General features: G+C 46.9%; 14 protein-coding genes. 11 read left to right on the top strand and 3 right to left on the bottom strand.

The window, feature by feature from the left end:
- Window positions 1–28: 28 nt before the first annotated feature.
- Entirely contained in the window at window positions 29–2491 is a 2463-nt protein-coding gene (locus ACXAD8_RS09015) for a PilZ domain-containing protein (RefSeq protein WP_475227488.1), read from the bottom strand.
- A gap of 159 nt (window positions 2492–2650) precedes the next feature.
- Here ACXAD8_RS09015 and radA point away from each other — a divergent pair, with 159 nt between their 5' ends.
- Window positions 2651–4003, top strand: a complete 1353-nt coding sequence (gene radA / locus ACXAD8_RS09010) for a DNA repair protein RadA (protein WP_475227486.1) — start codon at window positions 2651–2653, stop codon at window positions 4001–4003.
- Window positions 4004–4385: 382 nt separating this feature from the next.
- Here the strand turns inward: radA and ettA are convergent, their stop codons facing one another.
- A complete protein-coding gene (gene ettA, locus ACXAD8_RS09005) occupies window positions 4386–6053 on the bottom strand; it encodes an energy-dependent translational throttle protein EttA (protein WP_475227483.1) in 1668 nt (555 codons plus the stop codon).
- Window positions 6054–6309: 256 nt separating this feature from the next.
- Here ettA and glyA point away from each other — a divergent pair, with 256 nt between their 5' ends.
- The 3 genes from glyA (at window position 6310) to ACXAD8_RS08990 (ending at window position 10093) form a co-directional block, all read left to right on the top strand.
- Window positions 6310–7566 carry a serine hydroxymethyltransferase gene (glyA, locus tag ACXAD8_RS09000; protein WP_475227480.1) on the top strand — a complete coding sequence of 419 codons (1257 nt, stop codon included), beginning with the start codon at window positions 6310–6312 and terminating at the stop codon, window positions 7564–7566.
- A gap of 124 nt (window positions 7567–7690) precedes the next feature.
- Window positions 7691–9613 (top strand): alpha/beta hydrolase family protein, encoded by a 1923-nt coding sequence (locus tag ACXAD8_RS08995; protein WP_475227477.1) that lies wholly within the window; start codon window positions 7691–7693, stop codon window positions 9611–9613.
- A 123-nt stretch (window positions 9614–9736) separates the two neighbouring features.
- Window positions 9737–10093 carry a hypothetical protein gene (locus tag ACXAD8_RS08990; protein WP_475227474.1) on the top strand — a complete coding sequence of 119 codons (357 nt, stop codon included), beginning with the start codon at window positions 9737–9739 and terminating at the stop codon, window positions 10091–10093.
- Here the strand turns inward: ACXAD8_RS08990 and ACXAD8_RS08985 are convergent.
- Window positions 10077–10550: a DUF6265 family protein gene (locus tag ACXAD8_RS08985; RefSeq protein ID WP_475227471.1), complete on the bottom strand. Its 474-nt coding sequence runs from the start codon at window positions 10548–10550 to the stop codon at window positions 10077–10079. The genes ACXAD8_RS08990 and ACXAD8_RS08985 overlap by 17 nt on opposite strands.
- Before the next feature lie 97 nt (window positions 10551–10647).
- On the opposite strand from ACXAD8_RS08985, the gene nrdR reads away from it, so the two are divergent.
- The 7 genes from nrdR (at window position 10648) to thiL (ending at window position 16090) form a co-directional block, all read left to right on the top strand.
- Window positions 10648–11097, top strand: a complete 450-nt coding sequence (gene nrdR / locus ACXAD8_RS08980) for a transcriptional regulator NrdR (RefSeq protein ID WP_475227469.1) — start codon at window positions 10648–10650, stop codon at window positions 11095–11097.
- A gap of 1 nt (window position 11098) precedes the next feature.
- On the top strand, window positions 11099–12208 hold the full coding sequence (gene ribD / locus ACXAD8_RS08975; protein WP_475227467.1) for a bifunctional diaminohydroxyphosphoribosylaminopyrimidine deaminase/5-amino-6-(5-phosphoribosylamino)uracil reductase RibD: 1110 nt from the start codon (window positions 11099–11101) through the stop codon (window positions 12206–12208).
- An 18-nt stretch (window positions 12209–12226) separates the two neighbouring features.
- Window positions 12227–12886, top strand: a complete 660-nt coding sequence (locus ACXAD8_RS08970; protein ID WP_475227464.1) for a riboflavin synthase — start codon at window positions 12227–12229, stop codon at window positions 12884–12886.
- A gap of 94 nt (window positions 12887–12980) precedes the next feature.
- Window positions 12981–14090 carry a bifunctional 3,4-dihydroxy-2-butanone-4-phosphate synthase/GTP cyclohydrolase II gene (gene ribBA / locus ACXAD8_RS08965; RefSeq protein WP_475227461.1) on the top strand — a complete coding sequence of 370 codons (1110 nt, stop codon included), beginning with the start codon at window positions 12981–12983 and terminating at the stop codon, window positions 14088–14090.
- A 116-nt stretch (window positions 14091–14206) separates the two neighbouring features.
- Window positions 14207–14680 carry a 6,7-dimethyl-8-ribityllumazine synthase gene (gene ribH / locus ACXAD8_RS08960; protein WP_475227458.1) on the top strand — a complete coding sequence of 158 codons (474 nt, stop codon included), beginning with the start codon at window positions 14207–14209 and terminating at the stop codon, window positions 14678–14680.
- A gap of 3 nt (window positions 14681–14683) precedes the next feature.
- Window positions 14684–15112, top strand: a complete 429-nt coding sequence (gene nusB, locus ACXAD8_RS08955) for a transcription antitermination factor NusB (RefSeq protein ID WP_475227455.1) — start codon at window positions 14684–14686, stop codon at window positions 15110–15112.
- Between the two features lie 12 nt (window positions 15113–15124).
- Entirely contained in the window at window positions 15125–16090 is a 966-nt protein-coding gene (gene thiL / locus ACXAD8_RS08950; RefSeq protein ID WP_475227452.1) for a thiamine-phosphate kinase, read from the top strand.
- Window positions 16091–16096 lie beyond the last annotated feature (6 nt).

The following is a 16096-nucleotide window of genomic DNA, read 5'->3' as shown; positions in this document are numbered from 1 at the left end:
GTGCATCACCTTTAGCAATGCTTCCCGGTTAATCCAGGCCCAGGCGGATTTTCACTTCTTCTGTGATATCCAACATGTCCGTGAAACTCATAATTTGCCAAACGTGATTTTGTAATGATTGTGCTTTGTGAGGGGCGTATACCTTTATGTAATTTAGCTCAGCACTGATGTTTTCAGGGTCTGGTTTGCCCACTTTGATCATAAACAGTTTAATGGCGTAAAACTGTTGCTCCCGGTCTTCCAATATGGAGCGCACAAAAGCGATTTTTTGTTCGCTATTGGCTAAATCTACATCCGATTTAACGTTGAAGGCATCAGCGCCTTCCAGTTTGGGGTTAAATCCGATGTAAACCTCGTGTTGCTTAGGTTTATCTTTGGTTTTCAGATCCCGTATTTCCCGGGTCAGCCAGTTAGCATGGACATTTTCGTGACCAAACAGAGGTAAGATGTTGAACTCACCTCGTTCCAGCTCACCGTGAGTAAACAAAGGCCACAACTGGTTTGGAACATCACCACACACCATAACGTCGTGCTTCAGGTTCAGACCATCTTTGGCATAAAACAACGCCATGTTAAAGATATTGGCTGCAAATATATTACGCAGTGCTTTACTGTGGTTACTGGTATCTTCGGTAATTTTCGCTTCCAGCACATCGCGGTTTTGCCGTATTAAATCATTAAAAAACTGCTTACCCTGATGAGGTTTAGTTTCTTTATCCCGGTTTTCCAGTATCCTTAAATGCAAGTGGTTGCCGTGCTCACTAACATTCACCAACTGATAGTTCATCCTTTCCAGAGTGTACTTGTTGGTCATAGATTGCAGGCCGGGTAGCGTTACCTTGATGAGTGCACCTTTGCGAGCCGGAAACTCTTCATCCATTTCTATCATCATGCCGCTGTATGAGATATCTACGGTGCGGCCGTCATAATAACCATCATTCCATTCCAGTCGCGCTTTTTCTGACAGGAAATAGCGTTGTTCAAGACGGTTATCGACATATTTATAAGGGTGAATTGTCAGCGCGCTGGGCGTCGCTAATTTGGGATGAATTGTCTTACTGACGCGCGGCAGATCTGCCTTGTTCGGTGCAGTATTTTTAAACTGGTGCACCAACTCACTGGTGGTGATATCTGTTACCAGGGCAACAAATTTTAGCGTCTTAATATCTGCCATCACCCTGGGCGCTGGTGGCGCGTTGAGCTTTTTGACCTTCTCGCTTACTGACTCTGGTATGGTCAGAGGGGCGTGGGCCTGTTGCGGGTGCACGTCTGAAAGTTGTACTTTAAAGACTTTCCAGCTGTCTCGTTTAGTGCCGAGTGCAAAGTAAGATTGCTGCAGTGTCGGTGTAGCCTTGAGCTCCTCAATGGTGGCAGAACAAAAGAACACCTTATTTTGTTTCACTTGCTTAAAGCAATACACCAGAAACTCACTGGTTTCTTTTTGCATGGCGGTTTTGATGCGCGAAGCTGACAATAAATGTTCAATGCGCACCTGTTCGGCTTCATCAGTCCAATACTGTGCAAAGTCTTTGTTGGCATTATTGGTCAACAAAAACTTGGGGAACAATTTACCTTGCCTTACTCCTAAAAAGACCGGCACCGATTCCATGTAAGGCGTGTAATACTGTTCATAGATCTTGGATATAACCGCTTCTTCGGTATTCTCCAGATTGATCTTATAGCGGCGTTTGTAGCCGTGAATAAATTTCTGTAAGAAGCTGTTAACTGAAGAGCTGGAGTTCTCAATATCGCGTTTGAAATTAACCCGTTGCTCGTGACCTTCTTTTTCAATTCGCATCGCCTGGAAGGGGATTGGGTTCTTTCTGTCCAGTGCGTATTCCGTCTCCAGACCTCTTAAAAACACTCCATACTTTTTGTCTTTGAAAAAGGTAACGTCTTCGTCACACTTAACTCGCATACCACCTACAGAGATATCCATGGTGGTGGCTTTGATCTTTTTGCCATCTTCAGAGATAATCTCCACCGCAATGGCGAAGTTCATGCGCTCTTCTTTACGGCTGATCACATGGGAAAACAAAATGGATTTAACAATGTGGTCGGCTTTTTCGGCGGGGCTATCCTCGTCGATTTTATCTTCTACCACATCCTTGGTTTGCAGTATCGCTTCTTTTTCTTTTTTGTAGATTTGTTTGTAGGTATTTTCTGAGTTGTTTACCGCTTCCCAAACACCCACGGTATAACCGCCATAGGACATGGTCTCTTCTGCAAAGACGCGCTTGGCGGTTTCGTCCAGGAAGTGGGTAACTCCTTCATATTCAAAGGCTTTACATTCACCATCCACTTTGCCTCGTAAATCGACGGGCTTTTTGGTAGGCTGCGCAAGACGCTTGAGCTCCATCTTGATCAGGAACACTTTTTGTTTTGGGACACCAACAGCGTGCTTGGTGACCATTTGCGCAAAGTTTGGTTTATTGACGAACGGCTTTAACTTATCAACAACTTCGCTGTATTCTTCGAGTACTTTATCCATTACGAAGAGTCGAAACCTCAGAGTTTTTTATTATATTAGTCAATGTTTCGGCAAGAAGCGCTAAAACATTGAGGGGAATCGATATTTTTATAATCCCATACTTTATTAAAAGTACTGACATAAAACAATCTCCTCATTAAGGATTGTACGACATAAATCATGAAAAAAAACAAAACTGCTTACGTTTGCAACGATTGTGGCTCAGAATATTCAAAATGGCAGGGCCAATGCCATGATTGCGGCGCCTGGAACACCATTGTAGAAATGCGTATTCCTGGCGGAAGTAACGCCTCAAAAGGCGGCTATTCTGGTCTGACCAAAGCCAAAGTCGAGGTGCTGTCAGAAATTGATTTACAAACCGTGCCTCGTTTCAGTTCCGGCTTTAATGAATTAGACCGGGTATTAGGTGGCGGCATTGTGCCAGGCTCCGCTATTCTGATTGGCGGTTCTCCGGGAGCGGGTAAAAGTACCTTGTTGCTTCAGACCATCTGTCACCTGTCTCAAAACCAAAATGTGCTCTATGTTACCGGGGAAGAATCTCTGCAACAGGTGGCCATGCGGGCACAGCGTTTGGGATTACCTACTGACAAGGTTAAGGTACTGGCGGAAACGGAAGTAGAGACCATTTGCCAGTTAGCGCTCACCGAAAAGCCGGGCGTGATGGTGATTGATTCTATTCAGGTCATGCACATGGGGGATGTTCAGTCTGCGCCAGGCAGTGTTTCTCAGGTGCGAGAGTGTGCCGCTTATCTGACTCGATTTGCTAAGCAACACAATGTGGCCATGTTTATCGTGGGCCATGTCACCAAAGAGGGCTCCATTGCCGGACCCAAAGTGCTGGAGCATTGTATTGATTGTTCATTAATGCTGGACGGTGATGCCGATGGTCGCTACCGCACTCTGCGAGGTCATAAAAACCGCTTCGGTGCTGTGAATGAATTAGGGGTTTTTGGTATGACCGAATCCGGTTTGAAAGAAGTTAAGAACCCTTCCGCCATATTTCTCAATCGCAGTGAAGAGGCCGCACCTGGCAGCGCGGTTATGGTGGTATGGGAAGGGACTCGTCCTCTCCTTGTGGAAATACAGGGGCTGGTGGATTACAGTCAGACTGGTAATCCGAGACGCGTAGCGGTAGGTCTGGAACAGAATCGCCTGACTATGTTATTGGCAGTACTGCATCGCCACGGCAGTGTGCAGATGAATGATCAGGACGTGTTTGTTAATGTAGTCGGTGGTATTCGGGTAACTGAAACCAGCGCCGACCTGGCGTTATTGGTGGCACTGCTTTCCAGTTTCAGAAACAAAACCTTACCCAGAGACCTCATTGTTTTTGGCGAAGTGGGCTTATCCGGTGAAATTCGCCCGGTCAATAACGGCAGCGAGCGCATTTCAGAAGCCAAAAAACACGGCTTTACCCGTGCCATCGTGCCCAAAGCCAACGTACCTAAAAATCCACAAGGGATAACGGTTGTGGGAGTGAAAAACCTGCAAGAGGCATTAGAGGCGATTTAAGGGACTCTTTTTAAACCCAGATTACTTCTCCTTACAATTGGTCAATACTCGATTTGTTTGTCAAGGCGCTGACAGCTCGCAGAAGGGGAAGTGCTTCCCCCTCTGGACTCTCCACAACCCTTGGCGCGCAAAATCTCCCCCTTACTGGTTGCGTCGAATAATTTTTTTATACATACGCCATTGCTAAATCCAACCACCTGTAGGTCTGAATTTATTCAGACGCGGATACTAAATCCAACTACCTGTAGGTCTGAATTTATTCAGACACGGTTGCTAAATCTAACCTCCGCTGTCCGACTAAAGTCGAACCTACCCAGAACTTCGAAATTATTCAGACACCGTTACACAGCTTGCCTTATAAATACCTAAGCTTTTTATAAGCTTACTTAGCAATCTTCTTGTATTTCAGGCGATGCGGCTCTACCACATCTTTACCAAAGTTGTCTTTCAACCAGGCTTCGTAATCGGTGTAGTTACCCTCGTAGAAGTTGATCTTGCCTTCGTCACGGTAATCCAGAATATGAGTGGCTACACGGTCCAGGAACCAACGGTCGTGCGAGATAACCATGGCGCAACCAGGGAATTCTAAAATTGCATTTTCCAGGGCACGTAAGGTTTCTACATCCAAATCGTTGGTGGGCTCATCCAGCAGCAATACGTTGCCACCTGCTTTTAACAGCTTCGCCAGGTGCACCCGGTTGCGTTCACCACCTGATAAGTCTTTAACAAATTTTTGCTGATCATTGCCTTTGAAGTTAAAACGGCTGCAGTAAGCACGACTGTTAATTTCAAAATTATTGATGCGGATAAGGTCCTGACCGTCGGAGAGTTCCTGCCAGACGGTATTGTTGCCGTCCATATGGTCGCGGAACTGATCGACACTGGCGATTTGTACTGATTCGCCCAGTTTGATTTCACCGCTGTCAGGCTGTTCCTGCCCGGTGAGCATTCTGAATAAGGTTGACTTACCGGCACCATTAGGACCGATAATACCCACAATAGCGCCTTTCGGAATTGAGAAACTCAGGTCGTCAATCAGAACACGGCCGTCATAACTCTTTTTCAGATTAATTACGTCGATAACCTGGTCACCCAGTCTTTCCCCAGGGGGAATGAACAACTCATTGGTTTCGTTACGTTTTTGGTAATCGGAGGTATTCATTTCTTCAAAGCGGGTCATACGGGCTTTGCTCTTCGCCTGACGACCTTTGGGGTTGCTGCGCACCCATTCCAATTCTTGCTTCATGGATCTTACTCGGGCATTTTCGGTGCGCTCTTCCTGCTCAAGTCGTTTTTCTTTCTGCTCCAGCCAGGTTGAGTAGTTACCTTCCCAGGGAATACCATGGCCACGGTCAAGCTCCAGGATCCAGCCAGCAACATTATCCAGGAAATAACGGTCGTGGGTAATGGCCACAACGGTGCCTTCATAATCGTGCAGGAAGCGTTCTAACCAGGCAACAGATTCTGCATCCAGGTGGTTGGTGGGTTCGTCCAGCAATAGCATGTCGGGCTTTTCCAGTAACAGGCGACATAGGGCAACACGACGTCGCTCACCACCTGATAACTTGCTGACATCGGCATCCCACGGCGGAAGACGCAATGCATCTGCGGCTCGCTCCAGAGCGTTTTCCAGATTGTGGCCATCTTTACTTTGAATGATGGCTTCTAACTCGCCTTGCTCTTTGGCCAAAGCGTCGAAATCGGCATCCGGCATTGCGTATTCAGCATACACTTCGTCCAGGCGTTTTAAAGCGTGAACGACATCAGCAACGGCTTCTTCGATATTGCCGCGCACGTCTTTGCTTTCATCCAGTTTTGGCTCCTGCGGCAGGTAGCCAACATTTAAGCCTGGCTGTGGACGTGCTTCACCTTCGATATCGGTATCAATGCCCGCCATAATGCGTAACAGCGTAGATTTACCCGCACCGTTCAGACCCAAAACACCAATTTTGGCACCAGGGAAAAAGCTCAATGAGATATCTTTCAGGATTTGTCGTTTAGGGGGCACGATTTTGCCTACCCGAGACATGGTATAAACGTATTGTGACATGTGAATTCTTTTATTCAGTTAGATTAGCAATATTGTAATCCAAACCGGGCAAATAAGTCAGGCCCAAATTTTAACTCTGTGAAATCCGACCTGTCAGCTTATCTATGCGATTGCTGCATAACTCAGTGTATATTGATTCAGCGCGACGTATGTACAAAAGCGGGAAAATCGCTATCATACCGAAACCCTTGAGGCGGGCGCTGGATATGTCATCCCCCCGGCTTTTCTTTTTCCTATTAAACCTGAAGGAAGTGCGATGCTGTCCAAAGACATGAATATTGCTGATTTTGACCCAGAATTGTGGGATGCCATCCAGGCCGAAACGGTGCGCCAGGAGCACCATATTGAACTGATTGCCTCAGAAAACTATACCAGTCCACGTGTATTGCAGGCTCAGGGTTCACAATTAACCAATAAATATGCTGAAGGTTATCCGGGCAAGCGTTATTACGGTGGTTGTGAGCACGTTGATGTGGCAGAAGAGCTGGCCATTGAGCGCGCCAAGCAATTGTTCGGTGCTGACTATGCTAATGTTCAACCGCACTCTGGTTCCCAGGCTAACTCAGCGGTCTTTATGGCATTATTAGAAGCCAACGATACTGTGTTGGGTATGAGCCTGGCTCACGGTGGTCACTTGACTCACGGTTCACACGTTAACTTCTCAGGTAAGTTATACAAGGCAGTGCAATACGGATTAAACGAAGAAACCGGCGAAATTGATTACGAGCAGGTTAAAGCGTTGGCTGAAGAGCACAAGCCGAAAATGATTATCGGTGGCTTCTCAGCTTACTCAGGTATTGTTGATTGGGCTAAATTCCGTGAAATTGCTGACAGCGTTGGCGCTTATTTATTAGTGGATATGGCTCACGTTGCTGGTTTGGTTGCCGCTGGCGTTTACCCGAATCCGCTACCACACGCTCACGTTGTTACTACAACTACGCACAAGACTTTAGCGGGTCCTCGCGGTGGTCTGATTTTATCTGCTTGTGGTGATGAGGCTATTTACAAGAAGCTGAACAGCGCGGTATTTCCTGGTGGCCAGGGCGGTCCTTTGTGTCACGTTATTGCGGCTAAAGCGGTTGCCTTTAAAGAAGCTTTACAGCCTGAATTTAAAGTATACCAACAGCAGGTTGTTAAAAACGCTAAAGCCATGTGCAAAGCGTTCCAGGATCGCGGTTACAAGATTGTTTCCGATGGCACCGACAACCATTTGTTTTTGTTAGATCTGATTGATAAAGACATCACAGGTAAAGATGCTGACGCTGCATTAGGCAAAGCTTATATTACTGTGAACAAAAATGCGGTTCCAAATGACCCGCGTTCACCGTTTGTTACCAGTGGTTTGCGTATCGGTACGCCGGCGATTACCCGTCGCGGTTTCGGCGAAGAGGAAGCGGCTCAGGTGGCAAACTGGATTTGTGATGTGTTGGACAACATTGCAGACGAAGCCAACATTGCCAGCGTGAAAGAGCAGGTAATGGCACTTTGTAAGCGTTTCCCGGTATACGCTTAATTCTTCATCGTTATTCTATTTTAAAAGCCAGCGTTTGCTGGCTTTTTTAATTCCCTTTCTTTATTCCCTGGTATTTATTAGAATCCACGCCTTTTTAATTCCAGATAATTATCCAGGGAAGGTCGTGAAAAAGTTAATCCTGTTATTGATATGTGCTTTGCTGAGTCTCAAAGCCATAGCCTCTGAATCATTGGTGCCGTTAGAAATCTATGGAGCACTGCCACAAATCAGCATGATGGAAGTGTCTCCCAGCGGCAATCTGATTGGATATCGCGTGGCGGGTGATAACCGCGAGATGTACATCATCCATGACATGAAAAACAATAAGATGGTAACCGGGGTCGATATCTCTCAAATTCGCCCCAGTAATGCCTGGTTTGTGGATGACGATACGTTGATACTGGTAGCCGTGGACAATACTCGTATCTTTGGTTTTCGCGGTCGACACGATATCAGCGCTGCCTATTCCTTTAAAATTTCTGAAAATAAAGTTCGTCAGCTGCTGGTGCTGGGTGATGGCATTTATGAAGGTCAGTCTCAGTTAGGGACAATTGTTGGCCTGAGTACCGATGGCAAATACGCTTACATGCCTGCCTGGCAATCAGAAGGTGCTTACGCGCTGATGAAAGTTAAATTAGAAGGAAGACGCACCCCCAGACCCGTTAAACGGGGGATTCACGATGCCATCGATTATTTTATTTATGACGACAAAATGATTGCCAGAGAGCGTTTCAATAACAAAGCGAACCAGCATAGGGTGGATGTATTAATTGATGGTGAATGGCGGAATATATTTCAGGAAGAAACGGAGATTCGCACCAGATCTTTTGTGGGTCTCACTGATGATATTAAAAGTCTGGTGATGCTTACCCGTGGCGAAAATGGCCGCCGTGCCTATTACACCATGTCTCTAAAAGATGGCACTGTGTCAGAACCAATTTTTAATCCGGAAGACAAAGATGTGGGTTATGTGCTGACTGATCACAATCGGATTGTTCATGGTGTTAGCTATGCCGGATTTAAACCCAGCTATGATTTTTTTGATCCCAAGATTCAGAAAGTCGTGGATAAGGTCATTGCTGACTTACCAGATCACTCTGTAACATTGGTGAGCTATTCCCCTGACTGGCAACACATGATTTTCATGTTGGAAGGGATGGACAGTCCTGGAGACTATTACCTCTACAGCAAAGGTGAGTTTAAGTATATTGCTTCTGGCAGACCGGATTTGCCAGTAAATCAAATTAATCAGGTTTTTCAGACTGAAATTAAAGCCAGAGATGGCCTGCGTTTACCTACCTTATTGACTTTGCCAGCCGTAGATGAACTGAAGAATCTTCCGGCAATTATGTTGCCACATGGTGGTCCGGAGTCTTACGATCGCATCGAATTTGACTGGTTAGCGCAATACTTTGCCAGCAGGGGCTACCTGGTTATGCAGCCGCAGTTTCGTGGCTCTCGCGGTTTTGGCGCTGAGTTTACTTTAAAAGGACGTGGAGAATGGGGCCGCAAAATGCAGGACGATTTAACGGATACCGTTAAAACCCTGGTTAAGTCAGGTTATGTCGACCCTGAGCGCGTGTGTATTGTGGGCGGAAGTTACGGTGGTTATGCCGCATTAGCGGGTGCCACTTTTACCCCTGATCTATATCAGTGTGCTATTTCCTTTAACGGTGTTGCCGATATTGAGCGTATGTTGCGGGACGAGCGCTACGACTATGGCCGCAATCATTGGGTTGTGGCTTATTGGCAAAAACTCATCTCTGATGGCACCGTTGATGAAAACCATATCAAGGCTATCTCCCCAATAAACCATGCAGATAAAGTCAATATTCCGGTATTGCTTATTCACGGCACTCATGACGAGGTAGTGCCTGACCACCAGTCGGAAAATATGTTTGACGAGCTGGAAGAGGCTGGCGTCGATGTGCGATATGTGGAGCTGGATGAAGGTGATCATTACCTGAGTAAAGCGCAGCACAGAATGGCAGCGCTAAAGGCAATTGATCAGTTTATTGGCGAGCATCTGCCAGTAAAACCTCAGTAATGGTGTGCCGTCCGCGACAGAAAGGGCGGCATTAACAGAGTAAGACCGAAGTTAAGCAATTTTGCTTTTTACTCAGATTCGGTTATGTTGTTGTAATAAGCATTAATTAAATTAACAGACATAATGACAGAGATAACCAACCTGCCAGAAGAGAAAAAGCTGAATGTGTTGTTTCGCGTTGAACCCGGTTGCATGGGGCCGGCAGGCATAGATCATATCCAGGATTATTGTAAGTATGCGCAGCAACGGGTGCAAAACTTGCACCCTGAATTTGTTAAGTGGGAAATTGTCGCCCGGATGAATAAAAAGCTACCGGAGATGCAGTTTCGGGCCATGAACAAGAACCTGACACATGCGCAGGCCGAAAAGTATCTGGCGGTGTTTGGACAAAACCTGGAAGAGTTCGAAGAACATTTGCATGACATGTTAGCCCTACTGGTAGATGAGTTTTGGGAAAAGGATGTTAATCGAGGTCTATAATTTGAGACGCGAAGATTAACTGAAACCCCTTTCCTTCATTATTTTTGACATCCACAACCAGACGATTTTCCTCAAGCTGATAATGCAAAATATTGGGAAAATCGTGCTCCTGGTTGCTGAATTCCACCGAATTTTCGCTACAGGCGGTAGCAGCAAAAGCTACTGGTAGAGCGTTATGGTCTACCTTTGCCAAAAAATACAATTGCCCGGACATGTAAACAATACGCATGGTTTCATATTGACGGGTATCACTGCCGGTTTTCTGAGTATAACCCAGGCCTTCCATCGTCAGGTCACTGACAGTTTGCCATTTTTCGGAGATACGGCTCTTTTCTGACTGCTGCAACCACTCACCGTTTAACCAGTTTATATTGGCGATAGTACACTTGGGTTTCGCCTCAATATTCTGTGTAATAAAGAGCAAACAAAACAGTGCTAAATATTTCGAAATATTCATCAATGGTCTATTCTCCATAACCTTGAAAAACGGTTTTTTACACCTATATCAGAAACGCTCAAGTTAGTTCTATCTCAAAAATCAGGATCCCGCCAGCATGATTTGTCCTTTTTGTATGACTACGGAAACCAAAGTCATTGATTCCCGACTGGTGTCAGAAGGCCACCAGGTGCGTCGTCGCCGTGAATGCACTCAATGCCATGAACGTTTTACCACCTTTGAAATTGCCGAATTGGTAATGCCACGTATTGTTAAGCGCGATGGCAAAAGAGAGCCCTTTAATGAAGACAAACTCAGAGCCGGTATGCAGCGAGCCCTGGAAAAACGCCCAGTTAACACCGAAAAAATTGAGCAAAGTGTGCATCGCATTAAGTCTCATCTGCGCGGAACCGGTGAAAGAGAAATCAGTAGTGAACTGGTGGGCAATTTGATAATGGCCGAGTTAATTGAATTAGATAAAGTGGCTTACGTGCGTTTCGCTTCCGTTTACCGTTCGTTTGAAGATATTAAAGAGTTCGGTGAAGAAATCGCTCGCCTTGGAGACTAACATGTTTTCGCAGATAGACGCAGAACACATGGCCAGAGCGTTGAAACTGGCAGAAAAGGGCCGTTATACCACGTCTCCTAACCCCAATGTTGGCTGTGTGTTGGTAGCTGAAGATGGCAGCGTTATTTCCGAAGCCTTTCACCTGAAAGCTGGGGGACCTCATGCTGAAGCTGAGGCCTTGAATCGCGCCGGTGCCAATGCTGCTAACGCTACTGCCTATGTCACGTTGGAACCCTGTTCCCATTTTGGACGCACCCCACCTTGCTGCGATGCTTTAATTCGGGCCGGCGTAAAACGGGTGGTGGTCGCTATGCAGGACCCAAATCCTAAAGTGGCGGGGCAAGGCATAAACAGAATGCGCGATGCGGGTATTCAGGTGGATATTGGTTTAATGGAGAGTCAGGCAGAGGCGCTTAACCAAGGTTTCTTAAAAAGGCAATTACAGGGCACCCCCAAAGTTAGTTTAAAAATGGCGGCTTCTGTGGATGCTAAAACGGCATTGGCCAATGGCGTCAGTCAATGGATCACCGGCAATGCAGCACGCCGCGATGTTCAGGTGCATAGAGCGCGAAGTTGTGCCATTGTCAGTGGTTCCGGTACGGTTCTGGCTGATAACCCTTCGTTAAACGTCAGAGCTGAGGAACTGCACGAGTCAGTCAAACAGGCATATCTGGGCGATATTCGTCAACCATTACGGGTGATATTGGATGGCCGTAACCAGTTGCATCCTGAGCTTAAAGTATTTGCTGATGATAACGTGCTGGTGGTGAATATTGAGCCAAATGACAAGTTAACTGAAGCTGGCATTGCGCAGTGGCAGGCCCCAGTTGACGAGGGCAAGATAGATTTAAAGGCATTGTTAGCTTATCTCGGCGACAGGCAGTTAAATGAAATCTGGCTGGAAGCCGGCAGCCGCCTGGCGGGCGCGTTCGTGGAGCGAAATTTAGTGGATGAGTTAATCCTTTACATAGCGCCAAAATTGATGGGCCACAATGGCTTTGGTTTGTTGCAGTTACCAGAGTTTCAAACTATGTCACAGGTGCCTGAGTTACGCTTTTCAGATACCCGACTGGTGGGCGAAGATTTAAAAATCACCGCTCATTTTGTCTAAAAATACAGGGGAATTATCGTGTTTACCGGAATTATCGAATCAGTAGGCAGTATTGGCGCAATGCAGGCCAGAGGCAGTGATATGCGCGTCAGCATCCAGGTTGGCAAGCTAGATATGTCTGATGTGCAATTGGGCGACAGTATAGCCACCAATGGGGTGTGTCTGACTGTGGTGGAGTTTTCTGCGCAGCATTATGTGGCTGACGTGTCCATGGAGACTATCAAGCGCACTGGTTTTGCTAACTATCAACAGGGTATGACGGTGAACCTGGAAAAAGCGCTGATGGCAACTTCCCGGTTAGGGGGGCATATCGTCAGTGGCCATGTCGACGGCGTTGGCGAAATTGCCAGTATGGAAAATACCGGACAAACCTGGGAGATTTGGGTGAAAGCGCCAGATAACCTGGCCCGGTACATTGCCGAAAAAGGCTCCATCACTGTAGATGGCGTGAGTCTGACGGTCAATGATGTGGATGGGGCTAAGTTTAAGTTAACACTGGTACCCCACACGTTACAGGAAACCATTATTCAACATTATCAGGTGGGCACCAGGGTAAACCTGGAAGTGGACGTGATTGCCCGCTATCTGGAGCGCCTGATGTTGGGAGACAAAGCGGCGCAGAGCACAGGAAAAGAGATTAATCTGTCGTTTTTAGCTGAAAATGGTTATCTACGATAGTACAATTCGCCACCGCAATTGTAAGCAATATAACCCGACGTCGGGGCTAGCTCGTCTGGATACCCACGTCACCAACCCTACAGTAAATTAGATTATGTCATTACACAGTACAGAAGAAATCCTCGAAGATATTCGCAACGGTAAAATGGTCATCCTGATGGATGACGAAGATCGTGAAAATGAAGGCGATATCATCATAGCCGCAGAACATGTTACGCCGGAAGCGATTAACTTTATGGTGACTCATGCCAGAGGACTGGTGTGCTTACCTATGACCCAGGAGCGCTGTAAAAAGTTAAAATTGCCATTAATGGTGGAAAACAATGGCGCACAGTTTTCCACTAATTTTACCGTATCGATTGAAGCCGCTGAAGGGGTTGTTACCGGGATTTCAGCCGCTGATCGGGCCCGAACCATTTTGGCTGCCGTTGCGCCCGACGCGGTGGCGACAGATATTGTCCAGCCAGGTCACATATTCCCGCTGATTGCCAAAGAAGGCGGGGTGCTCAACCGGGCTGGTCATACTGAAGCCGCGGTAGATTTGGCGCGTTTGGCGGGCTGTGAACCGGCTGGCGTGATCGTGGAAGTGCTAAACGATGATGGCACCATGGCGAGACGCCCAGAGTTGGAAGCCTTTGCCAAAAAACACGATCTGAAACTGGGTACAATTGCCGATCTCATCGAATACCGCAATATCAACGAAGCTACAGTCGAGCAGGTGGCCACCTGCAAATTGCCCACCGAACACGGGGAATTTGAACTGGCTACCTTTAAAGACACTATCGACAATCAGGTACACTTCGCGTTGTGTAAAGGCAATATCACACCGGAAGAGCCCACCCTGGTAAGGGTTCACTTGCGCAACACCTTTAGTGATGTGCTGGGCTCAGGGCGTTCAATTGACCGTTCTATGGATTTACCGCAAGCCATGAAACGCATTGCCGCTGACGGTGGCGTATTGTTGATTTTAGGCCGTGAAGAAAGCAGTGACGAGCTGGTACACGTGGTACAGCAATTTGAAGCTGAAGACAAAGGCGAGAAGGCGGTCACTAATTTGTGGAAGGGCACTTCCAGAACCGTTGGTGTCGGTTGTCAGATTTTAAAAACCCTGGGTGTGCAGAAAATGCGATTGCTCAGTAAACCGGTTAAATATCATGCCTTGTCCGGCTATGGTTTAGAAGTGGTAGAAACGATTTCTGACTAAAGATTGTATACCCGGCAGGGTCTGATGAAATAATACAAAAAATCCGGTGAATAGCGGGCAGGTGTGGTAGAATCCGCGCCAGCCAAATTCCGGACCAATTATTGAGGCAAGATTATATGAACATTGTGGAAGGTAATATCAGAGCCACAGGCAAAAAATTCGCCATTGTGGTGTCGCGTTTTAACAGCTTTGTTGTTGACCATCTGGTGGAAGGCGCCATCGATGCACTGGAAAGAGCGGGTGAAGTAAATGAACAAGATATTACTGTCATCAAGGTACCTGGCGCATACGAATTGCCGCTGGTAGCTAAAAAAGCGGCTGAAAGTGGTAAATTTGATGCCATCATTGCGATTGGTGCAGTGATCCGCGGCGGTACACCGCATTTCGATTTTGTTGCCGGAGAATGTAATAAAGGCCTGGCACAGGTGTCTTTAGAATACGATATTCCGGTTGCCTTTGGTGTGATCACCACCGACAGCATTGAGCAGGCCATTGAGCGCTCAGGCACAAAAGCGGGTAACAAAGGCGCAGAAGCTGCTCATTCCGCACTGGAAATGGTTAACGTTATTGACCAATTAGCCGGAGTATAAAAGGTGAAAGTAGCTGGACGTAAAAAGGCCAGAGAGCTGGCGATGCAGGCGATTTACTCGTGGCAGATGACGGGTAATCCTGTGGCGGAAATTGAGTTGAATGTTGCCACACAACAAGACATGAACAAAGTTGACATGAGCTTCTTTCAGGCAGCGTTACGCTATGTGGCTGAAAATGTAGATGAGCTGGACGACAGCTACAAAATTTACGTAACTGATCGCCCGCTAAGCGAGATCGACCCGATTGAAAAGGCCATTCTACGCCTTGCTGCTTTCGAACTGACTCAGCGCATTGATGTACCTTACAAAGTGGTCATTAACGAAGCCATTGAGTTAGGTAAGCAATTCGGTGCTGCCGACAGTCATAAGTTTATTAACGGGGTACTGGATAAAGCAGTTCGCCTGTTACGCAAGGATGAAGTTAAGCGCTAATCCGGTGATATTGTGAAAGAATTTGAGATAATCAAAAGTTACTTCCTGTCCAGGAGTTATCAGCGTCGTGATGTACAGTTGGGGATAGGCGATGATTGCGCCTTAACCACAGTTCCCGAAGGTCAGCAACTAGTAACCACCACGGATACTCTGGCAGAGGATGTTCACTTCCCCAAAAATACCTCAGGCAGAGCGGTAGCGCACAAGGCGCTGTCTGTGAACCTGAGTGACCTTGCGGCGATGGGAGCTGAACCGGCCTGGATCAGTCTGTCCTTATCAATCCCGCAATATGACGAAACCTGGTTAAGAGATTTCTCTTTGTGTTTGCAAGAGCTTACCGATTATTACTCTATTCAGTTAATCGGTGGTGATACCGTGCAGGGACCGCTGTCTATAACTATTACTGCACAGGGGTTTGTACCTGAAGGGCAGGCGCTAATGCGCTCTAAAGCCAAACCCGGAGATTGGATTTACGTCACTGGTACCTTAGGTGATGCCGGATTGGGCCTGGATCTATTGCAAAGTGCAAAGCCAGCGGAGCAAATTCACCGCAATTATTTGATAGACAGACTTAATTTCCCCACACCCAGGCTATTGGTGGGCACGACGTTAAGACGCATCGCGACTTCCTGTATCGATTTATCTGATGGCTTAAAATCCGATCTGCAACACATTCTATTTGCGTCTCAAACCGGTGCACAGGTGGATGTTGAGCGCTTACCTCTGTCCGAAGCCATGTTAGCTACAGTGGGACGGGAAGAAGGTATTCGCTATGCGCTGACATCAGGCGACGATTACGAATTGCTGTTTACCGTGCCTGATGAACAAAAAGGCAGTCTCGAAACGGCGCTGGCAAACTGTAATGTCTCGGCTACCTGTATTGGTCGGGTTAATGGTGTAGCCGAAAAGTTGGAGTTAACAAAGGGTGACAAGCCTTTTAGTATGCCAGAGTCTGGCTTTCAGCATTTTATCAGTTAACGCCAG

Source organism: Planctobacterium sp. AWH2_060, assembly GCF_056158425.1.
The sequence above is the reverse complement of the archived record's forward strand: the minus strand, read 5'-3'. Positions and strand labels throughout refer to the sequence as shown.